The following is a 22,540-nucleotide window of genomic DNA, read 5'->3' as shown; positions in this document are numbered from 1 at the left end:
ACGCTGTCGGCGACCTGTCGCATGTCCGCTGCGAATGGCTGAACCGCGCAAAGTGGCCGTGACTACACCGACACCAGCCTGCGCTGCATTGCCGCAGACTGCCAAATGCTGCCATCGCTTCGCGCCATCAGCACTGCCAGGCCCGGGGTTTGCTCAGCCAGCGCCCGGCCAGCCTCGGGGCCCCGCACCATCATGGCGGTGCCCAGGCCGTTGACTTCGGCCACCGAGCGGGCCACCAGGCTCACACCGTGCACGCCTTGCGTAGGCCAGCCCGTGTGGGGATCCAGCACATGGTGCTGGCGCTGCCCTGCATGCATGAAGCAGCGCTCGTAGTCGCCTGACGACGCCACCACGGTGGGGCCTTGCAACGCCACAGCCCCTAGCAACTGCGACGGTGCACGCGGGTCGCGCAGCCCCACGCGCCACGGTCGGCCCTGCAACTGGCCTTGCACCAGCACATCACCACCACCGTTGACCATGGCGTTGGTTATGCCATGCGCCTGCAGCACCTGCATGCCTGCTTCCAGAATCGGCAGCTTGGCAATGCCCCCCAAGTCCAGCGCCATGCCGGGCCGCTGCAAAAACGCCGTGCCAGCGCGCGCATCCAGCACCAGCGCCCCGGCATTGACGTACTGCAACTGGCGAGCCACTTCGCGGGCATCGGGCATGCGCTGCTCACCGGCCCCAAAATGCCAGGCCTTGAGACCACCCACGGTGGCATCAAAAGCGCCTCCGGTCGCGGCAGACACGCGCTGGGCCTCTTGCAGCACGCCCATCACCACCGGCGGCACCTTCACGGCGCGCACGCCCGCAGCATCGCCGATGCGGCGCACTGCACTGTGGGGTTCAAAGCGGCTGAGCAAGGCCTGCAGCGCCTGCATGCGGGCAAAGGCCTGGTCCACCGCTTGCCGCAGCAGGGCCTTATCCGGGCCTTGCACCACGATGTCCACCGCCGTGCCCAGCAGTGTCTGGCGGTCGCGCAGGATAACGCCTTGCACGGCACCTGGCGCGGCCTCCAGCGCAGCGGCACGGCCTGACCAAGCCCAGGCCAAGCCGCCCAGCAGCGGCACCGCCATGACCAAGCGCCGACGCCCTAGGGCAGGCACCGCAGAGGAGAAGGCTTTGTGCCGCATGCCGCCTCCGTCAGATGGATTGATCGGCCATGAAGTCCACAGCGGCCTTGACTTCATCGTCCGTCAGGCTGGCGCCGCCGCCACGGGCCGGCATCATGCCCTTGGCACCGGTAAAGCCTTCGCGGGCGTGCTTGTACAACACGTCTTTGCCCTGCGCAATGCGGGGGCCCCAGTCGGCCTTGTCCCCGGGCTTGGGGGCTCCGGCCACACCGGCGGCGTGGCACATCGCACAGGTTTTGCCGTACACCGATTTGCCCACCGTGTTTTCTGGCGCAGCGGGGGCCGCAGGCGCAGCTGCCACCGCAGGGGCCGGTGCCGCTGCCGCAGGGGCTTCCGCAGGCTTCTTGTCACCACATCCGACCAGGGTCAACGCCAAGGCCGCCGCCGCACACACCATGGAAATTTTTTTCATCTCAAACATCCTGTCTTCGTTAAGTCCAAACCGTCAAACATTCAAGGCCAAAGGCAACACAGGCCATACACAGCGCCTTGCCAGCCATCGGCTCCAACAGTGAAAGCAATGTAATTTGGCAGGGCCCTGATGGACAGGGGGGAGCCCCGCCAAAGGATGACCCAGATCAATATGATTCATATTAGGTGAATCTATTATCACCGCCATGTTACTCACCTGCCAACACCGAACACTGCGACTGTGGGTATTGGCCTGTTTCGTCTTCGCACTGCTGGTGGCGGCCGCATCCCCGGCCCTGCACCCCCGGGCGATGGAGCTGGTGTGCTCTGGCACCGGCGCAGCCAAGTGGGTGGTGCAGACCCCCGACGGCATGGCCCCGGCAGACGCCGCCAGCCTGGACTGCCCCCTGTGCCTGCCTGCCGATGCACCGCCGCCCCAGGTGGCCGCAACAGTGCCGCCACCGCCCGCACCGCTGATCTATGCCACCTGGCACCGCCAGCCGCTGGAGCCTCCCCTTTCGCACCATCGCCCGCCAGCGCGGGCTCCCCCTGTTTTTTCCTGAGCCATCCTAAAGAGGTAAACCATGAGCGATAAAAAAGACCTGCAACCCGCCAACGCCGGCCTGGGCCGACGCAGCTTCATCAACACCGCCGCCCTCGTGGGCCTGACCGCAGGTGTGGCCGCCTGCACCGAAAAGCCCAGTGCTGCCACCCCTGCAGCACCGGCATCGGCCGCCCCCGCCGCCAGCCACGCGGCCGGTGGTGCCAACCCCCACCTCAAGCCCGGCGAACTGGACACCTACTACGGTCTGTGGAGCGGCGGCCACACGGGCGACATGCGCGTGCTGGGTCTGCCCTCCGGCCGCGAAATCACCCGCATTCCCTGCTTCGTGCCTGACGCGCTCGTGGGCTGGGGCATCACCAACGAGTCCAAGGCCGTGATGGGCACCAAGGCCGATGGTCACCTCGAATACACGGTGGCCGACACCCACCACACGCACGCCTCGTACAAGGACGGCAACTATGACGGCCGCTACGCCTGGATCAACGACAAGATCAACAGCCGCGTGGCCCGCATCCGCCTCGATTACTTCGTGTGCGACAAGATCACCAAGCTGCCCAACGTGCAGGGCTTTCACGGCATCTTCCCGGACAAGGCCGACCCGGTGGACCCGGCCATCAACTACACCACGCGCGTGTTCTGCGGCGGTGAGTTCGCCATTCCCATGCCCAACACGGGCACCGAAGACTCCAGCAAATACCGCTCCATGTTCAGCTGCGTGGATGCAGAAACGATGGAAGTGCGCTGGCAAGTGCTGATCGACGGCAACTGCGACCTGGTGGCCACGTCGTACGACGGCAAGCTGGCCGCCACCAACCAGTACAACACCGAGATGGGCGCGAAGTACGAGGACATGATGTCCGCCGAGCGCGACGCCTGCCTGTTCTTCAACGTGGGCCGCATCGAAGCCGCCGTGAAGGCCGGCAAGTTCAAGACCATCGGCACCAGCAAGGTGCCTGTGGTGGACGGCACGCACGAAGCCAACAAGGACCCCAAGACTGCCCTCACGGCCTATGTGTCGGTGCCCAAGAACCCGCACGGCGTGAACGCCAGCCCCGACGGCAAGTACTTCATCTGCGCTGGCAAGCTCTCGCCCACCGGCACCGTGATCGAGCTGGCCAAGGTGCTGGACTACTTTGACGGCAAGCTTGAAAAGCTGGACTCCGCCATCGTGGCCGAAGTGGAACTGGGCCTGGGCCCGCTGCACACCGCGTTTGACGGCCGTGGCAATGCTTACACCACCCTGTTCCTGGACAGCCAGGTCGTGAAGTGGAACGTGGAGGCCGCCATCAAGTTCCACGCAGGCGACAAGACCGCCAAGTACGTGGTGGACCGCCTCGATGTGCAATACCAGCCCGGCCACTTGAATGCCTCGCAGTCCGAAACCAAGGCCGCCGACGGCAAGATCCTGGCGGTGGGTTGCAAGTTCTCCAAGGACCGCTTCCTGCCCGTGGGCCCGCTGCACCCCGAGAACGAACAGCTCATCGACATCTCTGGCGAAAAGATGGTGCTGCTGGCCGACCACCCTGTGCGTGGCGAGCCCCATGACTTCATCATCTTCAAGCGCGACCTGGTGCGTCCCAAGCAGGTCTACACGCTCGACGAGTTCCCGCTGGCCGTCAAGGACCCCAAGGAGTCCGGCGTGTTCCGCAATGGCAAGAAGGTCACCGTGAAGATGACCTCGCAAGCCCCGGCCTTCAGCCTGCGCGAGTTCAAGCTCAAGAAGGGTGACGAGGTCACGCTGATCCTGACCAACCTGGACAAGATCGAAGACTTGACCCACGGCTTCGCGATCCCGAACTACAACGTGAACTTCATCGTGAACCCGCTGGAGACCAAGTCGGTGAGCTTCGTGGCCGACAAGCCCGGTGTGTTCTGGTGCTACTGCACGCACTTCTGCCATGCGCTGCATTTGGAAATGCGCACTCGGATGATCGTGGAGGGGTGATTCGGAGCATCCCCCTGAGGCGCTGAGCGCCTTCCCCCTTCTCTCTGCGCGCTTCGCGCTCCGGGAAGGGGGACGCCACCAGCGCGGCGGGGCGGCCCTTGCGCGGTGGCCCTCGCCTGGAGCGCGCCAGTTGCGCAGGCCGCGCTTCTTGTAGAGCTGGAGTGTTTTGACCTCCCCCAGCCCGTTCAGGCTGAGCTTGTCGAAGCCCTGCACAACTCTCAGCAATGGCACCTCCGCAAAGCCGAGCAGATAAATATTTGAATGAAATTGGCCGCTAGCGCTTTATCAATAAGCGCTAGCAGCTATCAAAAAGATAGTCCCATGATTTCCCTCCGTCGGCAGTTCGCCACGCTTCTTCTGGTCTTGTTGGCAGCACTTTGGCTGGCGCCGCGCGCGCATGCTGCGGCAGGCGCCTACGAGGCTGAGCTGCCTGCGGACCTGCCTACCGCGCGCGACATGTGCGCGCTGGTGCCGTGCAAGGACGTGTTTCCCGGCGCCAGCCATTTCTCTGAACGCAAGGGTCAGCCGCCCTATGTGGAGGCCTACGACAACAACGGTACCCAGAAGAAGCTGCTGGGCTACGTCATGTTGTCCACAGACATCACCGACACCCCCGCCTACTCGGGCAAGCCCGTCGTCACGCTGATCGGCATGGACACACAGGGCCGCTTCGTGGGCGTGAAGGTGCTCAAGCATTCCGAGCCGATCCTGCTGCTGGGCATTCCGGAATCCGCGCTGCTGAAATTCAACGCCCAGTACCTGGGCAAGTCGGTGGCCGACAAGATCGAGGTGGGCCAGTCGCGCCCCGATGAAAACGTGCTGGGCCTCGACGCCATCTCGGGCGCCACGGTCACCGTCATCGCACAGAACCAGGTCATGATGGCCTCGGGCTCGGCCGTGGCGCGGCAGGTGGGCATCCTCGCGCCCACGGTGCGTGAACCCGCCCGCTATGCCGAAACCGGCAAACGCCTGAGCTGGGCCGAACTGGTGCAGCAGGGCACCGTGCAGCGCCTGCGGGTGCTGCCCGAACAGGTGGGCCTGGACAAAGGCCCCGACCCGTTCATCGAGCTGTGGTTTGGCGACCTGAACCACCCCGACATTGGCAAGAGCGTGCTGGGCGAGAACGGCTGGAACAACCTGCGCCTGCAGCTCAAGGAGGGCGAACACGCCTTCTTCATCGTCCGCACCGGCGGCAAGGAATCGTTCAAGGGATCGGGCTTCGTGCGCGGCGGCATCTACGACCGCGTGCAGGTGCGCCAGGGGGCGGATTCGTTCACCTTCCGCGACCTGGACGCGCTCAACCTGTACGGCATCGAGGCCGCAGGCGCACCCAGCTACAACGAATCGGTCATCTTCATCATCCGCTCACCCGCCTTCTCGGCCGCCTATCCTTGGAAGCTGAGCTTTCTGGGCAACCGCGTGGACCGGGCCACGGGCACACGCAGCTTCACCAGCTTTGACACGCCCTACTGGCTGCCCGCCGCCATGCTGCAAGGCGGGCGCCCCACCATTGAGGAGCCCGACGCCCCCTGGGTGCGCGTGTGGAAGTCGCGCGCGGTCGAGATCGCACTGTTCGCCGTGCTGCTGGTCGCCGTGAGCGTGGTCTACGCCCTGCGCGAAAAGCTCACCCGCCTGTCCACCCACAAGAACAAGTGGCCCGTCAACGCCTTCAAGTACAGCTTCTGGGCCCTCAGCATTGGCTGGATCGGTTTTGGCGCCATGGCGCAGCCCTCCATCACGCAGGTGCTGACCTGGTTCCATTCGCTGCTGTTCCAGTGGACCTGGTCGCTGTTCCTGTCCGACCCGTTCATCTTCCTGTTCTGGATCTTCATCATCGTCACGGTGTTCCTGTTCGGGCGCGGGTTGTTCTGCGGCTGGATGTGCCCGTTTGGCTCGCTGCAGGAGGGCATCTACAAGATCGCGCGCGCGGTGGGCCTCAAGCGCTTTCAGACCCAGCTGCCGCAGAAGTGGCACGACCGGCTCAAGTGGGTCAAGTACGCGGTGTTCTTCGGGTTGCTGGTGGTGTCGATGTTCTCGATGGGACTGGCTGAGAAGCTGGCCGAGGTGGAGCCGTTCAAGACCACCTTCCTCGTCGGTGTGCTGAACCGCGCCTGGCCCTACAGCCTGTTTGTGGCGGCCATCCTGGGCGTGTCGATCTTCATCGAGCGGCCCTATTGCAAATACATCTGCCCGCTGGGCGCGTCGCTGGCCATGCCCAGCACGTTCCGCTGGTTTGGTTTGAAGCGCAAGCAGGACTGCAACAGCTGCAAGGCTTGCGCCGTGGGCTGCGGTGCACAGGCCATCGACGCCGATGGCCGCATCGACCACCGCGAATGCCTGCATTGCCTGGACTGCATGGTGCTCTACACCGACACCAAGGGCTGCCCGCCCCTGGCCAAGGAACGCAAGCGCCGCGAAAAGGACGGCCTGGAGATCACGCCCATCGGCGCCAACGGCTACTTCATCCCGATCCACCCCGCCACGGTGCAAGACCAGATTTCGGCCAAGGCCGCCCAGGGGCCAGACCCACGCATGCCCACCACGCCAGCACTGCCCGCACACAAGGCCGACGCCAAAGGCCTGCGCTGGGTCGTTCTGGAGCTGGTGGACCACCTGTGGCCCTGGAGCCGCGAAGGCTGGGCATCCGGCCGTGGCTTGCAGATCGCGGGCTTCTCGATGGCCGTCGCTGCCAGCGTGGCCTGGGTGTTGACCGCCATGGGCTCGCTGTCATCGGGCGCCATCATCGGCTGGTGGTTTGGCTGGAGCGTGTACGAGGTGCTGATACGCCTGTCGGGCAAGCGCTATGTGAAGGACGGCCCCTGGTGGCAGGGCCAGTACCGCCGGGCGGGCGTGATGGACATGCTGAGCTACGTGGGCTTCAAGAACCTGCTGATCGGCGCAGCACTCTTCCTGGCCATCAAGGCCGTGGTGGGATTGGCGTGATGAAGCCCCCCCTTGCTGCCACCGCATTCGTGGCGCTGGCTGCGTGCCTGCTGGCCCTGCCCGCCCACGCTGCCACCGTGCGGGTGCGCCCCGGACAAGACCTGCAGGCCACCATCACGGCCGCCAAACCGGGCGACACGGTGGAGGTGCTGCGCGGCGCCTACCGCGTGAACCTGCGCATCGACAAGGCCCTGACGCTGCGCGGCATCGACCGCCCCACGCTCAGCGGCGGCCAGGCGGGCGACACCATCCGCGTCACCGCCCCCGACGTGGTGATCGAAGGCCTGATCGTGCGCGACTCGGGCACCAGCCTCAAGGACCAGAACGCGGGCATCTACATCTTCCCTGGCGCGCACCGCGCCGTGGTGCGCCACAACGACCTCACCTACAACCTGTTCGGCTTGTGGATCGAGAAGGCCAACGACGTGCAGGTGCTGCACAACACCATCACCGGCCTGCGCGATGTGGGCTCGTCCCAGCGTGGCAACGGGGTGCAGCTGTACAACACCACGGGCGCACGCATCGAGGGCAATCACATCAGCTTTGTGCGAGACGCGCTGTATGTGGATGTATCCCACCATGCCGTGTTCCGGGGCAACAAGCTGCACCACAGCCGCTACGGCACGCACTACATGAACTCCTACTACAACCTGTGGGAGGACAACGACACCTACTACAACCGGGGCGGCCTGGCGCTGATGGAAGTGCGCGACCAGGTGGTGCGCAACAACCGCGCCTGGGGCAACACCGACCACGGCATCATGCTGCGCACCATGCAGGACTCGGTGATCGAGAACAACGTGGTGGCCGAGAACAACCGGGGCTTTTTCATCTACGACGTGGAGTACGTCACCCTGCGCGGCAACCTGGTGGCGCGCAACACGGTGGGCGTGCACCTGTCGGCCGGCTCCACCCGCAACAAGGTGGACAACAACGACTTCGTCGGCAACCGCGAACAGGTGCGTTACGTGGGCGCCCGCGACGAGCGCTGGGGCACCGGCGGCGGCAACCACTGGAGCAACTACCTGGGCTGGGACCGCGACGGCAACGGCGTGGGCGATGTGCCTTACGAAGCCAACGACATGGTGGACCGCCTGACCTGGCGCCACCCCACCATCAAGCTGCTGCTGGCCAGCCCTGCCGTGCAGGCACTGCGCCTGGTGGGCCAGCAATTTCCGGTGCTGCGCGTGCCCACGGTGGTCGACCCCGCGCCCCGCATGCAACCCAACCACCCCGAACGGAGCCACTGGCGTGACCCGCAACCCACCCCCCATTGAGCTGACCAACCTGCGCGAGCCCGCCATTGAGGTGCGGGGCGTGCACAAGCACTACGGCGCACTGCACGCCGTGGACGGCATCGACCTGCGCGTGGAGCGCGGCGAAATCCTGGGCCTCATCGGCCACAACGGCGCGGGCAAGAGCACGCTGTTCAAGATGATCCTGGGACTCACACCCGCCACCGAGGGCGAGATCCGCGTGGGCGGCACCCGCGTGCTGGGGCGCGACTTTCGCACCGCACGGCGCCACCTGGGCTACCTGCCCGAGAACGTGGTGCTGTACGACAACCTGAGCGGGCTGGAGACGCTGCACTTTTTTGCCCGCCTCAAGGGCGCGCCCCTGGCGCAATGCGCCGTACTGCTCGAACAGGTGGGCCTGGCCCACGCGGGCAAGCGCCCCGTGCGCGAATACTCCAAGGGCATGCGCCAGCGCCTGGGCTTTGCACAGGCGCTGCTGGGCGAACCCCAGGTGCTGCTGCTGGACGAGCCCACCAACGGCCTGGACCCCCAGGCCATCCGCGACTTCTACGCCACGCTGCGCGGCCTGCAGGCCCGGGGCGTGACCATCGTCATCACCTCGCACATCCTGGCCGAGCTGCAAGAGCGTGTGGACCGCCTGGCCATCCTGGCCGCTGGCAAGCTGCAGGCCCTGGGCAGCGTGCAAGCGCTGCGCGAGCAGACACACATGCCGCTGGCCATCGCCCTCACGCTGGCCGCCACGGACCAAGCGGCGGGTGTGCTGGCACTGGCCGCGCTGCCCGGCATCACGACCACAGCCACCCCCGACGGCCTGCGCGTGGAATGCCCCCGCAGCGCCAAGATGGCCGTGCTCGCCGCCCTGGCGCCGCTGGGCGCACGGCTGCTGGATGTGAACATCCACGAACCTTCGCTCGAAGACGTGTACTTCGGGCTGCGCGGAGACTGACCATGGAATTCACCCAAATCGTCACCATCGCGGGCAAGGAGTTCCGCGACCGCATGCGCAACCGCTGGGTGCTGGCCGTGGCGCTGGTGTTCACCGTGTTCTCGCTGGCCATCGCCTACTTTGGCGGCGCTCAGCAGGGCACGGTGGGCTTTCGCTCCATCGAGTTCACCATCGCCAGCCTGGTCAGCCTCGTCATCTACCTGATCCCGCTGATCGCGCTGCTGCTGGGTTTTGACGCCATCGTGGGCGAACGCGAGCGCGGCTCGCTCGATCTGCTGCTGTCATTGCCCATCACACGGCTGGAGCTGCTGCTGGGCAAGTACCTGGGGCTGGCCGCGGCACTCACGCTTTCGACCCTCGCAGGATTTGGCCTGGTCGCGGTGCTGTTGTATCGGCAGTTCAGCTGGGCGGGGCTGTTCCACTATGGCGGCTTCATGGCCAGCTCGGTGCTGCTGGGGCTGGCCTTTTTGAGCCTGGCCGTGCTGCTGTCGGTGCTCACGCACGAGCGCACACGCGCCTCGGGCCTGGCGATTGCCGCCTGGTTCTTTTTTGTGCTGGTGTTTGACCTGCTGCTGCTGGGCGCCCTGGTGGCCACGGGCGGCAGCGTGGGCGGCGAGGCCATGGCCTACCTGCTGCTGCTCAACCCGGCCGACGTGTTCCGCATCCTCAACGTGTTCTCGCTGGACGACGTGCGCACCCTGTACGGCCTGACCAGCATCGTGCCCCCTGCCCTGGCCAAGCCATGGCTGATGGGTGCGGTGATGGCGGGCTGGATCGTGGTGCCCCTGGGCCTGGCGAGCTGGAGATTCAAGCCATGACGAAAAAATCCCACAACCAATACCAATGCGCGTGCGCCACACGGCGCCAACTGCTGGGCTGGGCGGCCCTCACATCGCTGGGCACGCTCACCGGCCTCACGGGCCTGACCGGCTGCAGCCAGGCGGACAACAGCGCGCAGTCCCTGAAACCCGTGGAGATCGACCGCACCACCAGTTGCGAACTCGACGGCATGCTGCTGGCCGACTACCCCGGCCCCAAGGCGCAGGTGCGCTTTGCGGGGCAGGACAAGCCCTCGTTCTTCTGCGACACGGTGGAGCTGTTCAGCACCCTGCTGGCCGGCGAACAAGTGCGCGCCGTGCAGGCCGTGTACGTGCAGGACATGGGCAAAGCCGACTGGAATGCACCGCAGGGCCACTGGATCGATGGCAAGACGGCCCTCTACGTGGTGGGCGGCAAGCGCCACGGCTCCATGGGCCCCACCATCGGCAGCTTTGCGCAAGAGGCCGACGCGCAGAAATTCGCCGCCGAATACGGTGGCAAGGTGCTGCGTTTTGCCGAGATCAAGCCCGCCATGGTGGACCTGAGCGGCGGGGCGCAACAAGACACCCGGATGTGAGGCCGCCATGCGCCTGCTGCCCCATCCTCCGCTTGCCCATCCCGCCCACCCCGTCCATGGCGGCGCACGCAAGCCCACCCGGCGCGCCGCGCTGGCCGCGTTGCTGCTGGGCACGGCCGGTGTAGCGGTTTGGCAATGGCAGGCGCGGGCTGCGCAGGGCAGCATCCCTTCGGCCAACCTGCCCGGCGTGGGGGACGACGTGTGCATCGTGGCCCCGCCCACGCCGTACAACCCAGCATCCGGCCAGGCCCTGGCCGCTGCACGTGAGGTGCCCGCCGACGCCCGCTGCCCGGTGTGCGGCATGTACCCGGCGCGCGCGCGCGCCTGGGCGGCGCAGGTTATTTTTGCGGACGGGGATGCCTACTTTTTCGACTCGCCGCTGAGCCTGATGCAGTACCTGGGCAATGTGGCCCACTACACGCGGGGCCGCACCCTTGAGGCCATCGTGGCCCGCTACGTGACCGATACGGTCACAGGGGCATGGGTGGACGCACCACAGGCGGTGTATGTGGCGGGCTCGTCGGCCCTGGGGCCCATGCGGGCGGGCAACCTGCCAGCGTTTGCCGACACGGTGGCTGCACAGCGATTTGCGCAGCAGCGCGGGGGGCGGGTGCTCGGTTTTGCGGCGGTGGACGCAGCACTGCTCCAGTCGCTGGCACCCCAGCGCGGCAGTGCAGAAACCCACGCGCACTGAAACGGCCTATGGTGCCTTTGAGATGGCAGCCGAAACAGCTATTATTTTTATAGCTACCAGCGCTTATCAATCAAGCGCTAGCAGCCTAAAAGATCTAAAAACCTACAGACCTGGGTAGATCCTGTCCACTCAGGATTGGCTGGAAGGCTCGGGGACAGGGGCCGAAGCCTTGAACAATGCCGCCACCTTGCGCTTGGGCTTGATGTTGGCAGAGACGCCGCTGCGCACGGGCGCCTTGGCTGCAGCCTCCCAGGCGGGGGCGGCATCGGTGGTGCAGGGCTCGTACGGCTTGGCAAAGAACGGATCGCGCGACACAGCCGCTGGGCGAAAGCCACGGTGTTCGCGGTGTTCACGCCCTTCGCGGGGCTCGCGAGATTCTCGGGGTTCGCGGCGGTGGGCGGCACCGGCATCGCGCGGATCGCTGGAGTCAGCACCATCGCGCCAGGCACGCCGGCCGTCATTGATGCGCTCCTTGGGCCGGTCTTCGTCGTACTCCAGCGCTTCCAGGTCGATCTTCTTCTTGATCAGCTTCTCGATGTCGCCCACCAGGCGCGCATCGCTGCCCGACACCAGCGTGACCGCCAGCCCCGAGGCCCCCGCGCGGCCTGTGCGGCCAATGCGGTGCACGTAGTCTTCTGCGTTGAAGGGCACGTCGAAGTTGAACACGGCGGGCACATCCTTGATGTCCAGCCCACGTGCGGCCACGTCGGTACACACCAACAAATCCACTTCGCCTTTTTTGAAGGCCTCCAGCGCCTTCAAGCGCTCGTCTTGGCTCTTGTCACCGTGCAGTGCAGCGGTCTTCAAGCCTTCGCGCTCCAGGCTGCGGGCCAAGCGGCCGCAACCGAGCTTGCTGTTCACAAAAATGAAGGCCTGCTTGATGCCCCGGGTCTTGAGCACCTGGTGGATGGCACGGCGCTTGTCATCGTCGCCCGCGCTGTAAAAGCGCTGCTCTACGGTGGAGGCCGTCTCGTTCGGGCGGGCCACCTCGATGGTGATGGGGTTTTGCAGGTAGCTGCTGGCCAGGCGCTTGATCTCGGGTGAGAACGTGGCGCTGAACAAGAGCGTGGTGCGCTGCTTGGGCAGGTAGCTCAGGATGCGCTGCAGGTCGGGCAGAAAACCGATGTCCAGCATGCGGTCCGCCTCGTCGAGCACCACGTACTCGACTTGGTTGAGCACCGCGTTCTTGGCTTCGATATGGTCCAGCAGGCGGCCTGGCGTGGCTACCAGCACCTCAACGCCTTTTTTCAGCTCCAGCGTCTGGGGCTTCATGTCCATGCCGCCAAACACCACCGTGCTGCGCAGCTTGGTGTGTTTGGCGTACAGCGCAATCTGCTGGGCCACCTGGTCGGCCAGCTCACGCGTGGGCAACAGCACCAGGGCACGCACGGGGTGGCGGGCAGGCGATGTAGAGCTGTTTTCGTGCTGGAGCAGGCGCTGCAGCAATGGCAGCGAGAAGGCTGCGGTCTTGCCAGTGCCAGTCTGGGCGGCCCCCATCACATCTTGCCCGGTCAGCACGACCGGAATGGCCTGCGCCTGGATGGGCGTCATGGACTCGTAGCCCATTTCGGCCACGGCGCGCGCCAGCGGCTCGGCCAGCGATAAATTGGAAAAAGAACTTGTCATTTAGCCCGCTATTGTCGCACCGTGGGCTGACAAAGGCATTTTTTTCGCAATTCGAACCGCCACGCCACCCCCTGCCCCCCGAGAAAACCCGAAATCGCTATTAAATCAATAGCTGCCAGCGCTTATTTCAATGGGTCTGCCCAGCATTTCCATCAAAAACACGAAACCACTGCATTCCGCACGCCATAGCCCCAACCCCACCCTGCCCGTGGGCTTGCTCACAGGCTGCGGGCAGAAAACGTGTCGCACGACTGCACGCTGCCTTGCTTGAGCCCCGTGTGAAACCAGCGCTGGCGCTGGGCGCTGGTGCCGTGGGTGAAGCTGTCGGGCACCACCGCCCCACCGCCAGCACGCTGCAGGGCATCGTCGCCAATGCGGGCGGCAGCGTTCATGGCCTCCTCCACATCACCCTGCTCCAGAATCTGCCGCGCGTTCTGTGCATGGTGCGCCCACACCCCGGCAAAGCAATCGGCCTGCAGCTCCAGCCGCACCGACAGGGCGTTGTATTCCTTCTGGCTCACACGGCCGCGCATCTGATCGACCTTGGCACTGATGCCCAACAAGTTCTGAACATGGTGGCCCACCTCGTGGGCGATCACATAAGCCTGCGCAAAATCGCCCGGCGCACCCAGGCGGTTCTTGAGCGTTTCGTAAAAGCCCAGGTCAATGTAGACCTTGCGGTCGGCGGGGCAGTAAAACGGGCCCATGGCCGCTAAGCCAGTGCCGCAGCCGGTGGGCCTGCTCCCACGGAACAAGACCAGGCGCGGCTCTTGATAGCGCCCCCCTCCCTGGCTGAAGACTGTCTTCCACACGTCCTCGGTATCGGCCAGCACGGTGGATACAAACCGCGCCAGCTTGTCGTCGGCCGGAGGCCGGTGGGCAGGGGCCTGCTGCACATGGGCCGGGGGCGTACCGCCGCTGAGCAGCCCCAGGATGGTGAGCGGATTGACGCCCAGAATCCAGCCGCCCAGCAGCGCGATCACGATGGTGCCGATGCCAATGCTGCGCCCCCCAAAGATCGGGCTGCTACCGCCCCCGCCATCCTCCCGGCGGTCTTCCACATTGTCGGATTCCCGGTTGCCTTCCCATTTCACGATATCGCTCCTGCATCCCGCCACACAGCAGGGTTTGTGGGCTATCTTAGAGCGGTTAACACAATCCAGCGAAGCGGCCCTGGCCAGGCGTTCCGTCGCAGGCAATACGAGCGGTACGACAAGACGGGACAACGACGCCAGGGGGTTGTGTTGGCCGCTCTCAGAACCTGTTTGCGGGGCACCGCCTCAGCGTGAGGCATCAAGCGGGCCAAGACATGCACTTCGGCCTGCGAAGGGATGGGTCTATTTTGGACCCCGACCCCAGCCCTGTGTAAAGTACCACCATGCAGCCGACCCGGCCCTGAAACCGGGTTCTGATTTGAGCACTGCGCCGCTTTTGCGGGCGCACCCACCTTCTACGAATCCACCAACCGACCATGACCGAGTCTTCCACCCCAGGGCACAGCCTGCGCACCCAGATCGCTTTGGTGTTTGGCACCCTGGTCGTGGCCTTGTCGGTGCTGCTGTCGGTGGGGTTTGGCGAAGTGCTGAAGCAACGCATCCAGCGCGATGCAGGGGCATCGCTGCAAGGCGTGGCCGACAACACTGCCGCATTGCTGGCCAATGGGTTGTTTGACCGTGTGCGCGAGGTGCAGGTGCTTGCGTCGTCTGAAGTGCTCTGGCGCAACGGGCTGGAGGCCCCCGAGGTCATCCACATGCTGGCACGCCAGCAGGCCATCCACCCCCAAAGCCTGTGGCTGGGCGTGGCAGACGCCCAGGGCATTGTGCGGGCCGCATCGGGCAACATGCTGGTGGGCCAGAACGTGAGTGAGCGGCCCTGGTTCCAGGCGGGCATTCAAAACGCCCATGTGGGCGATGTGCACCCCGCCAAGCTGCTGGAAAGCCTGCTGCCCCCCAGCCGCAATGGCGATCCCTACCGCTTCGTGGACTTCTCGGCCCCCATCCGCATCGGCCCCACTACGGTGGGTGTGCTGGGCGTGCACGGGTATTGGGAGTGGATCAACGAAATGATCCAGACGCTGATGCCTGCGGCCGCCCATGCGCAGCAGCTGGAGGTGTTCATTTTTGACAAAGCTGGCCAGCTCATTCACGCCCCGGCAGAGCAGCAAGCCTTGCTGCAAAAGCTGGGCCAGACCTTGCCCGACCCCTCCTTTGCCAGAGTGCCTGCAGATGCCCAGAACCCCGGCACGCCCCCGGTGCTGCGGTGGGTGGACGACAAAAAATACCTCACCGCCCACACCCGCATGCATGCCCGCAACGCCGAAAGCGACCTGGGCTGGCACATCGTGGCGCGCATGCCGGTCGACATCGCTTTTGCAGAGGCGGAGCAAGCGGTGCAGCGCGCGCTGCTGGGGGGCTTGGTTGCCGCCCTGATCGCCGCCTTTTTGGCCTGGCTGGCCGCACGCCGCCTGAGCGAAGACCTGGACGCACTGGCCCGCGCCGCGCGGGACCTGGAAGCGGGCAAGCCGGGGGCAGAAATCCCGGCCACACAAAGCAGCCGCGAGGTGCGGCGCCTGTCGTGGGCCCTGCGCCGCATGACCCACCGGCTGCTGGCCGCCAACGAGGCCATGGAAGCCCAGGTGCAGCTGCGCACCCAGCAACTGGAAGACGCCAACCGCGAGCTGGGCCTGCAAGCCCGCAGCGACCCACTGACCGGCCTGCTCAACCGCCGGGGCTTTGATGCGCAGATGAACTACGCCCTGGCGCTGGCGCGCCGCAGTGGCCGTCCCTTGTCGCTCATCACGGTGGATGTGGACCATTTCAAACGCATCAACGACACGCACGGCCACGACGTGGGCGATGAGGTACTGCAGCGCCTGGCCCACACGCTGGCCCAGCGCTTGCGGGATTCGGACGTGGTCGCCCGGCTGGGAGGGGAAGAATTTGCAGCGCTGCTGCCCGACACCGATCTGGACGGCGCCCGGGCCATTGCCCAGACGCTGGTGGATGCGCAGGCAGCCCTCACCGACCCGGTGGTAGGCCGCATCACCGTGAGTGCGGGCGTATCGACCCTGCGCGGGGCCGATGACACGGCGCAGCGCCTGATGCGCCGGGGCGACGAAGCCCTGTACGAAGCCAAAGGCCAGGGCCGCAACCGCGTGGTGGTGCAGGGGTAGCCCGAGCCGGCCAGCCCCGCTTGAGGCCTGGCCTGGCAGGGACTCAGACCTGGCCTCAGGCCTTGGGCAGTGTCACGCCCACCTGGCCTTGGTACTTGCCGCCACGGTCCTTGTAGCTGACCTCGCAGACGTCGTCCTTGTCACTCTCAAAGAACAGTACCTGGGCGCACCCCTCGCCCGCATAAATGCGCGCTGGCAGGGGTGTGGTGTTGGAGAATTCCAGCGTCACGTAGCCCTCCCACTCGGGCTCAAACGGTGTGACGTTGACGATGATGCCGCAGCGCGCATAGGTGCTCTTGCCCAGGCAGATGGTGAGCACGTTGCGCGGGATGCGGAAGTACTCGACCGTGCGGGCCAGCGCGAAGCTGTTGGGCGGGATGATGCAGCTGTCGCCGTGGAAGTCGACAAAGCTCTTTTCGTCGAAGTTCTTGGGGTCCACCACCGTGCTGTGGATGTTGGTGAAGACCTTGAATTCTGGCGCGCAGCGGATGTCGTACCCATAGCTGCTGGTGCCGTAGCTGATGATCTTGTTGCCGTCGCGTTCACGGATCTGGCCGGGCTCGAAGGGCTCGATCATGCCGTGCTGTTCGGCCATGCGGCGGATCCACTTGTCGCTCTTGATACTCATCGGTTGACTCCTGCGCTGCAGCACCCGCCCGGCTGCGGATCGGCGCAACGGGCGAAATGCTATTAAATATGTAGCTGGTAGCGCTTTTACATCAAGCGCTAGGGGCGTATTTTGCTTGAGAAATCACGGTTTGCTCGATGACCCGGTCGTCGCCCAGTACGATCAGCGCAAACAATAGCTCATCCAGGCTCTGTGCCTGCTGCGTCTTGCGGGCCAACAGTGGCGTAGCCTGGGGGTTGAGCACCAGAAAGTCTGCCTCGCAGCCAGGCTGCAGGTTGCCCACCACCCCGGCCAGCCCCATGGCCTGCGCCGCGCCAGCGGTGTGCTGCCACCACAGCTGCGCTGGGCTCAGGCTCAAGCCGGTTTTGGTCTGCCCTTCGCGCGCCACGTAGTAGGCCGCCAGCATGGTGTGAAACGGGCTGAAGCTGGTGCCCCCGCCCACATCGCTGGCCAGCCCGTAGCGAAACCCGGCGCGGTCAGCGCCCGCGTAGTCAAAGAAGCCGCTGCCCAGAAACAGATTGCTGGTGGGGCTGACGGCTGCGGCCGTCTTGCGCTCGCGCATCAGGGCGCGGTCGGCATCGTCGAAGTGGATGCAGTGGGCATACACGGCCCGCTCGCGCATCAGGCCAAAGTCGTCGTACACCGCCAGGTAGCTGCGCGAACGCGGGAACAGCTCACGCGCCCAGCGGATTTCATCCAGGTTCTCGGCCACATGCGACTGGATCCACACGTCGCCGTAGCGGGCCGCCAGTTCGCCCGCGCCGCGCAATTGCTCGGGCGTGCTGGTGGGCGCAAAGCGCGGGGTAATGGCGTAGCCCAGCCGGTCCACGCCATGCCAGCGCTGGATCAGGGCTTCGGTGTCGAGCAGGCTTTGCTCAGTCTGGTCACGCACGCCGTCGGGCGAATGGCGGTCTTGCAGCACCTTGCCCGTGACCAGCCGCAGGCAGCGGCGCTGGGCCTCACCAAAGAGAGCGTTAACGGATGCTGGGTGCGATGTGGCAAACGCCAGGGCCGTGGTCACGCCGTTGCGCAGCAGCTCGTCGACAAAGAACGCTGCCACATCGTCGGCATACTCCGGCGCGCAAAAACGCGATTCGTGGGGAAAGGTGTAGTTCTCCAGCCAGGGCAGCAGGCCATCAGCGGGCGAACCAATCACATCCGTCTGCGGAAAGTGCACATGCAAATCCACAAAGCCCGGCGCCAAAATGCGGCCCGGCCAGTGCGTGACGGCGCCCTGCCCCGTCCACTGCGCGGCCAGCGCCTGCCAAGGGCCTGCGGCCACCACACGCTGGCGGCCCTGGGCATCGGGGGCCACGGCCAGCAGGCCGTCTTCGTCGTACAGGGCTTGGCCATCTTCGGCAAAGCGCAACAGGGCAGATCGAAATACTTGCATGGCTGGAGCTTAATGGGCCTGCGCACTGGGCCTATACCCGTGAGCGGATAGTCAATAGAAGCAGATGGGTCAGCGCGGCAGCGAGCCTTTGACGCCCTCGACCAGAAAGTTCATTTGCAGAATCTGGACATCGCTCAACGTCTGCCCGGGCGCAATCACCTCACGGCCTTCGGTGTCGCGCACCGCCACCTTGCCTGCGCGGAAGGGGTGCAGCTTGCCAGCGCCCACGGCCTTCTGCGCGGCCAGCACTTCTTGCTGCACGGCCTGCGGCACCTTGGAGCCAAAGTCGCCCACGCGGATCATGCCCTCACGCACGCCACCCCACAGGTTGCCCGGCTTCCACTGGCCGTTTTGCAAGGCGCGCACCCGCTCGGTGTAGTACGCGCCCCACTGGTGCGTCACGGCAATGATCTGTGCATCGGGCCCAGTCTTGCGCATGTCGGAGTGGTAGGCCACAGCCATCTTGCCGCGCTCTTGCGCGGCTGCCATCACGGCGGTAGAGCCCGTGTGGAAGGCGATCACGTCCACGTCCTGGTTGAACAGCGCCATGGCGGCATCACGCTCCTTGGGCGGGTCAAACCACACGTTGAGCCACACCACCTTCACGCTGGCCTGGGGGTTGACCGAACGCATGCCCAGCGTGAAGGCATTGATGCCCTGCAGCACTTCGGGGATGGGGAAGCCCGCCACATAGCCCGCCACACCGGTCTTGCTCATGCGGCCCGCCGCCATGCCGGCCAGGTAGCGGCCTTCGTAGTAGCGCGCATTGGCCGTCGCCACATTGGGTGCCTGCTTGTAGCCGGTGATGGACTCGAACTTCACATGGGGAAAGTCCTGCGCCACCTTGAGCGTGGGCTCCATGTAGCCAAAGCTGGGGGTGAAGATGATCTGGTGCCCCGTGGCGGCCAGGTCGCGAATCACGCGCTCGGCATCGGCCCCCTCGGCCACGTTCTCCACAAACGTGGTCTTGACCTGGCTGCCCAGAGCCGCCTCGACGGCCTTGCGCCCCTCTTCGTGCTGGCGCGTCCAGCCAGCTTCGGTGATGGGCGAGACGTAGACAAATCCAGCCTTGATGGGCTCGGACTTGGCGGGCGCTGCCGCCGTGGCCGTCTGCGCAAAAGTGGGGGAAAGGGTTACGGCGCCGAAAAGCGCACTCACGCAAGCCGCACGCAGTGCGGTGGCGAGGTTTTTGTACATGGTGTTCCTCTACATGGCCCGAAGTTCAGAAACAAGAAAACCGCCGGGCAGCGGTTTTCAAGAGGTGCGGATTCTACCGCTTGCTCAGGCCAGGCGCTTGAGTGTGGAATCCCCCTGGTAGCCCAGGCGGAACTGCCCAACCACTTCGCTCAGGCGCAAAGCCTGGTCGTTCAGGCTCTGGGCCGCAGCGGTGGACTCTTCCACCAGCGCCGCGTTCTGTTGCGTCATCTGGTCCAGCTGCGTCACCGCAATGTTGACCTGGCCAATGCCATGGCTTTGCTCTTTGGTGGCGGCGCTGATCTCGCCCATCATGTCGGTCACGCGTTTGACGCTGGCCACGATCTCGTCCATGGTCGAGCCCGCATCGCTCACCAGGCGGGCACCGGCATCCACGCTCTCCACGCTGGCGCCAATCAGGCCCTTGATCTCGCGGGCGGCATTGGCAGAGCGCTGGGCCAGGCTGCGCACTTCGCTGGCCACCACGGCAAAGCCACGGCCTTGCTCACCAGCGCGGGCCGCTTCCACGGCGGCATTCAGCGCCAGGATGTTGGTCTGGAAGGCAATGCTGTCGATCACGCCGATGATGTCGGAGATCTTCTTGGAGCTGTTGTTGATCTGGTCCATGGTGCTGACCACCTGGGCCACCACATCGCCCCCACGTTGCGCCACTTGCGCGGCCGAGTTGGCCAGCACGCTGGCCTGGGTGGCCGCATCGGCGCTGTGCTGCACGGTGCTGGTCAGCTCTTCCATGGAGCTGGCCGTTTCTTGCAGGCTGCTGGCGGCGTTTTCGGTGCGGGCGCTCAAGTCCTGGTTGCCCGAGGCGATCTGGTGGCTGGCGGTGGAGATGTTGTCCACCACACCCCGCACTTGTTGCAGCGATGTTTGCAGCACCGTGCGCATCTGGTCAATGGCGCGCAGCAAGTGCCCGGTTTCATCGTTGGAGTAAGACGCCTGAGGTTGCCCGGTCAGGTCGAGGTTGGCGATGTCCTGGGCGCTGGCCTCGGCACGTTTGAGCGGGCGCGTGATGCTGAGCGACAGGTACCACGACAGCACCAGCCCCAGCAGCAGCGAAACCAGGCCACACACCACCAGCAGCATGCTGGTTTGCGAACGCAGCTCGTCGTTGCGCTTGGCGGCGGCGTCCAGCTGGGCGCGCTGGCCTGTGGCCACTTCCTGCACGCCTGCCACATAGGTGCGGGCCATGGGCTCAAAGCGCTCGGCAAAGGCCTTGGCAGCGCCCTCGGTGTCACCTGCTTTTTTCAGCTTGCTCACCTCTTCACGCGCCGCCAGGTACGCCTTGCGCATGTCCGAGATTTTGTCGTTCAGCGCCTTTTGTTCAGGCGTCACCATCTGCGATTCGACGTACTTCTGCAGCTCGTTGGTCTCAGAAATGGCCGCCGCCGTGGCGGGGGCAAAGTACTCGATCAGGCTGGCGTCGCTGCTCTTGGCAATGGCGGCTGCGCGTTGCACGCCTGCGGTGGTGTTGCGCAGCCAGTCTGCAGCAGCGCGCTCGGTCTTCAGGTTCACCGCCAGCATGGCATCGGTGACCTCGCCCATTTGCCGCAGCTTGAACACGGCAAACAGGCTGGTCAGCAGCGACAGCGAAAGAATGAGGCCGAGCACGCAGGCCAGGCGCTTGGCAATGGATAGCTGATTGAGAAACATAGGTGATGAGGGTGTGGGTTACGGAACTGGCCGAACAGCACCCGCGTGTGGGGGCCTGGCAGCAAGCAGCACGACCTCCGTCCGAAACCGCTCATGGGAGTCGTCGCGCCACAGTCCGAGCGTCGGGCGCACAGGGCCAAACGCAACAAAGTGCAACATGATACCCCGCACACCTGACAAAACACAAATGGTGAACGGATTGTCAAACCCATCCGCCACACCCCAACCAAAGGGGCGCAGCCAGGGCCGCGGGTTACGGCCCTGGAGTCCCGCGGTGGAAGTTCGTTGATGACAAAGAGGTCGAAATCGCCGCCAGGCAAGGCGCCAACCGCAGCGAAAGCCGTAGAGCCGTAGCTATCGCGAAGACTTGCAACGCAGCGTGGCAGCGACTCTCGGCGTCTTCATGCAACGCATCGCCAACCCGGGGCACCAGACCCCGGCACCTCAATAGTCGTGCTCGACAAACGTCTCAAAGGTCTCTTTGAGCTTGTGCTCCCAGGCCCGCTTTTGGGGGTTGGACACAAAGCTGGCCTCGAAGCTGTTGAAAGCCAACTGGTAAGCATGCTTGGCCGTGAGGCCCGTGGCCGCGAAGAGCTGGGTGAAGTTCTCATTGATGTAGCCGCCAAAGTAGGCCGGGTCGTCGGAGTTGACCGTCGCAGCCAGGCCCGCATCCAGCAGCTTGCCCAGGTTGTGGTCGGCCAGGTTGGGGAAGACGCACAGCTTCTGGTTCGACAACGGGCACACCGTGAGCGGGATGCGGTCTTGCGCCAGGCGCTGCATCAGCGCCGCGTCGTGCACCGCCTGCACCCCATGGTCAATGCGCTCGACCTTGAGCACATCGAGCGCGCTCCAGATGTAAGCGGGCGGCCCCTCTTCGCCCGCATGGGCCACCAGGTGCAGGCCCAATTCCTTGCAGCGGGCAAACACGCGCGCAAACTTCTCGGGCGGGTGGCCCACTTCGCTGCTGTCCAGCCCCACGCCGATGAATTGGTCGCGAAACGGCAGGGCTTGCTCCAGCGTTTCAAAGGCAGACTCTTCGCTAAGGTGGCGCAAGAAGCACAGGATCAGCGAGGCGTTCACGCCCAGCTTCTGGCCTGCGTCCACGCAGGCCCGGTGCAGGCCCTGCACCACCGTGACCATCGGCACGCCGCGCTCGGTGTGCGTTTGCGGATCAAAGAACAACTCGGCGTGCACCACGTTGTCGGCCGCAGCCCGCTCAAAGTAGGCCCAGGCCATGTCGTAAAAGTCCTGCTCGTGCAGCAGCACGCTGGCACCTGCGTAGTAGATGTCGAGGAAGCTCTGCAGATTGGTAAAGGCGTAGGCCTTGCGCAGGCTCTCCACATCGGCATACGGCAGCGTGACGCCATTGCGCTGGGCCAGTGCAAAGATCAATTCAGGCTCCAGCGAGCCTTCGATGTGAATGTGCAGCTCGGCCTTGGGCATCTGGCGCAGCAGATCGGGCAAGCGCTCGGCGGAAATGGGAGGGACTTTGAACATCGGCAAGCTCCGTGGGTAGGGTTGAAAACATCATGCCCTTTTGGTGCCCGGATGCAAACCGTTCAAACCAAGG

General features: G+C 65.1%; 18 protein-coding genes. 9 read left to right on the top strand and 9 right to left on the bottom strand.

Translation table 11 applies throughout. The annotated features are described in order from the left end of the window. Nucleotides 1-62: 62 nt before the first annotated feature. Entirely contained in the window at nt 63-1,133 is a 1,071-nt protein-coding gene (locus CLU86_RS03820; protein ID WP_099740689.1) for an FAD:protein FMN transferase, read from the bottom strand. Nucleotides 1,134-1,143: 10 nt separating this feature from the next. After that, nucleotides 1,144-1,545 (bottom strand): cytochrome c5 family protein, encoded by a 402-nt coding sequence (locus tag CLU86_RS03815; protein WP_099658535.1) that lies wholly within the window; start codon nt 1,543-1,545, stop codon nt 1,144-1,146. Nucleotides 1,546-1,750: 205 nt separating this feature from the next. Between CLU86_RS03815 and CLU86_RS03810 the strand changes: the two genes are divergently transcribed. From CLU86_RS03810 to CLU86_RS03775, 8 genes are all read left to right on the top strand, one after another. After that, a complete protein-coding gene (locus tag CLU86_RS03810) occupies nt 1,751-2,107 on the top strand; it encodes a hypothetical protein (RefSeq protein WP_143226655.1) in 357 nt (118 codons plus the stop codon). Nucleotides 2,108-2,128: 21 nt separating this feature from the next. After that, complete coding sequence (nosZ, locus tag CLU86_RS03805) at nt 2,129-4,054, top strand: TAT-dependent nitrous-oxide reductase (protein ID WP_099740688.1); 1,926 nt, start codon at nt 2,129-2,131, stop codon at nt 4,052-4,054. 321 nt (nt 4,055-4,375) lie between these two features. Continuing rightward, nucleotides 4,376-6,997 carry a NosR/NirI family protein gene (locus tag CLU86_RS03800; protein ID WP_099740687.1) on the top strand — a complete coding sequence of 874 codons (2,622 nt, stop codon included), beginning with the start codon at nt 4,376-4,378 and terminating at the stop codon, nt 6,995-6,997. After that, nucleotides 6,997-8,274, top strand: a complete 1,278-nt coding sequence (locus CLU86_RS03795) for a nitrous oxide reductase family maturation protein NosD (protein WP_199175083.1) — start codon at nt 6,997-6,999, stop codon at nt 8,272-8,274. The genes CLU86_RS03800 and CLU86_RS03795 overlap by 1 nt, the downstream gene beginning before the upstream one ends. After that, entirely contained in the window at nt 8,249-9,199 is a 951-nt protein-coding gene (locus CLU86_RS03790) for an ABC transporter ATP-binding protein (RefSeq protein WP_199175082.1), read from the top strand. The genes CLU86_RS03795 and CLU86_RS03790 overlap by 26 nt, the downstream gene beginning before the upstream one ends. Before the next feature lie 2 nt (nt 9,200-9,201). Further along, nucleotides 9,202-10,017, top strand: coding sequence for an ABC transporter permease (locus CLU86_RS03785; protein ID WP_099740686.1), 816 nt, complete (start codon nt 9,202-9,204; stop codon nt 10,015-10,017). Next, entirely contained in the window at nt 10,014-10,595 is a 582-nt protein-coding gene (locus tag CLU86_RS03780) for a nitrous oxide reductase accessory protein NosL (protein WP_099740685.1), read from the top strand. The genes CLU86_RS03785 and CLU86_RS03780 overlap by 4 nt, the downstream gene beginning before the upstream one ends. Before the next feature lie 7 nt (nt 10,596-10,602). After that, entirely contained in the window at nt 10,603-11,289 is a 687-nt protein-coding gene (locus CLU86_RS03775; RefSeq protein ID WP_099740684.1) for a nitrous oxide reductase accessory protein NosL, read from the top strand. A gap of 129 nt (nt 11,290-11,418) precedes the next feature. On the opposite strand, the gene CLU86_RS03770 is transcribed toward CLU86_RS03775, so the two are convergent. Together CLU86_RS03770 and CLU86_RS03765 are read right to left on the bottom strand one after the other, a co-directional pair. Beyond that, nucleotides 11,419-12,915, bottom strand: a complete 1,497-nt coding sequence (locus CLU86_RS03770) for a DEAD/DEAH box helicase (protein WP_099740683.1) — start codon at nt 12,913-12,915, stop codon at nt 11,419-11,421. A gap of 218 nt (nt 12,916-13,133) precedes the next feature. After that, nucleotides 13,134-14,009, bottom strand: a complete 876-nt coding sequence (locus tag CLU86_RS03765) for a neutral zinc metallopeptidase (RefSeq protein ID WP_099740682.1) — start codon at nt 14,007-14,009, stop codon at nt 13,134-13,136. Between the two features lie 377 nt (nt 14,010-14,386). On the opposite strand from CLU86_RS03765, the gene CLU86_RS03760 reads away from it, so the two are divergent. Further along, nucleotides 14,387-16,087, top strand: a complete 1,701-nt coding sequence (locus CLU86_RS03760; protein ID WP_099740681.1) for a diguanylate cyclase — start codon at nt 14,387-14,389, stop codon at nt 16,085-16,087. Nucleotides 16,088-16,142: 55 nt separating this feature from the next. On the opposite strand, the gene dcd is transcribed toward CLU86_RS03760, so the two are convergent. From dcd to CLU86_RS03735, 5 genes are all read right to left on the bottom strand, one after another. Next, nucleotides 16,143-16,715, bottom strand: coding sequence for a dCTP deaminase (dcd, locus tag CLU86_RS03755; RefSeq protein WP_099654908.1), 573 nt, complete (start codon nt 16,713-16,715; stop codon nt 16,143-16,145). A 91-nt stretch (nt 16,716-16,806) separates the two neighbouring features. Beyond that, nucleotides 16,807-18,108 (bottom strand): guanine deaminase, encoded by a 1,302-nt coding sequence (gene guaD / locus CLU86_RS03750; RefSeq protein ID WP_099740680.1) that lies wholly within the window; start codon nt 18,106-18,108, stop codon nt 16,807-16,809. A gap of 69 nt (nt 18,109-18,177) precedes the next feature. Continuing rightward, nucleotides 18,178-19,305: a BMP family ABC transporter substrate-binding protein gene (locus CLU86_RS03745; protein ID WP_099740679.1), complete on the bottom strand. Its 1,128-nt coding sequence runs from the start codon at nt 19,303-19,305 to the stop codon at nt 18,178-18,180. Nucleotides 19,306-19,389: 84 nt separating this feature from the next. Then, on the bottom strand, nt 19,390-20,970 hold the full coding sequence (locus tag CLU86_RS03740) for a methyl-accepting chemotaxis protein (RefSeq protein WP_099740678.1): 1,581 nt from the start codon (nt 20,968-20,970) through the stop codon (nt 19,390-19,392). Nucleotides 20,971-21,414: 444 nt separating this feature from the next. Beyond that, complete coding sequence (locus CLU86_RS03735) at nt 21,415-22,467, bottom strand: adenosine deaminase (protein WP_099740677.1); 1,053 nt, start codon at nt 22,465-22,467, stop codon at nt 21,415-21,417. Nucleotides 22,468-22,540 lie beyond the last annotated feature (73 nt).

Origin of the sequence: Acidovorax sp. 62 (assembly GCF_002754495.1) — a bacterium.
GTDB lineage: Bacteria > Pseudomonadota > Gammaproteobacteria > Burkholderiales > Burkholderiaceae_C > Acidovorax.
The sequence above is the reverse complement of the archived record's forward strand: the minus strand, read 5'-3'. Positions and strand labels throughout refer to the sequence as shown.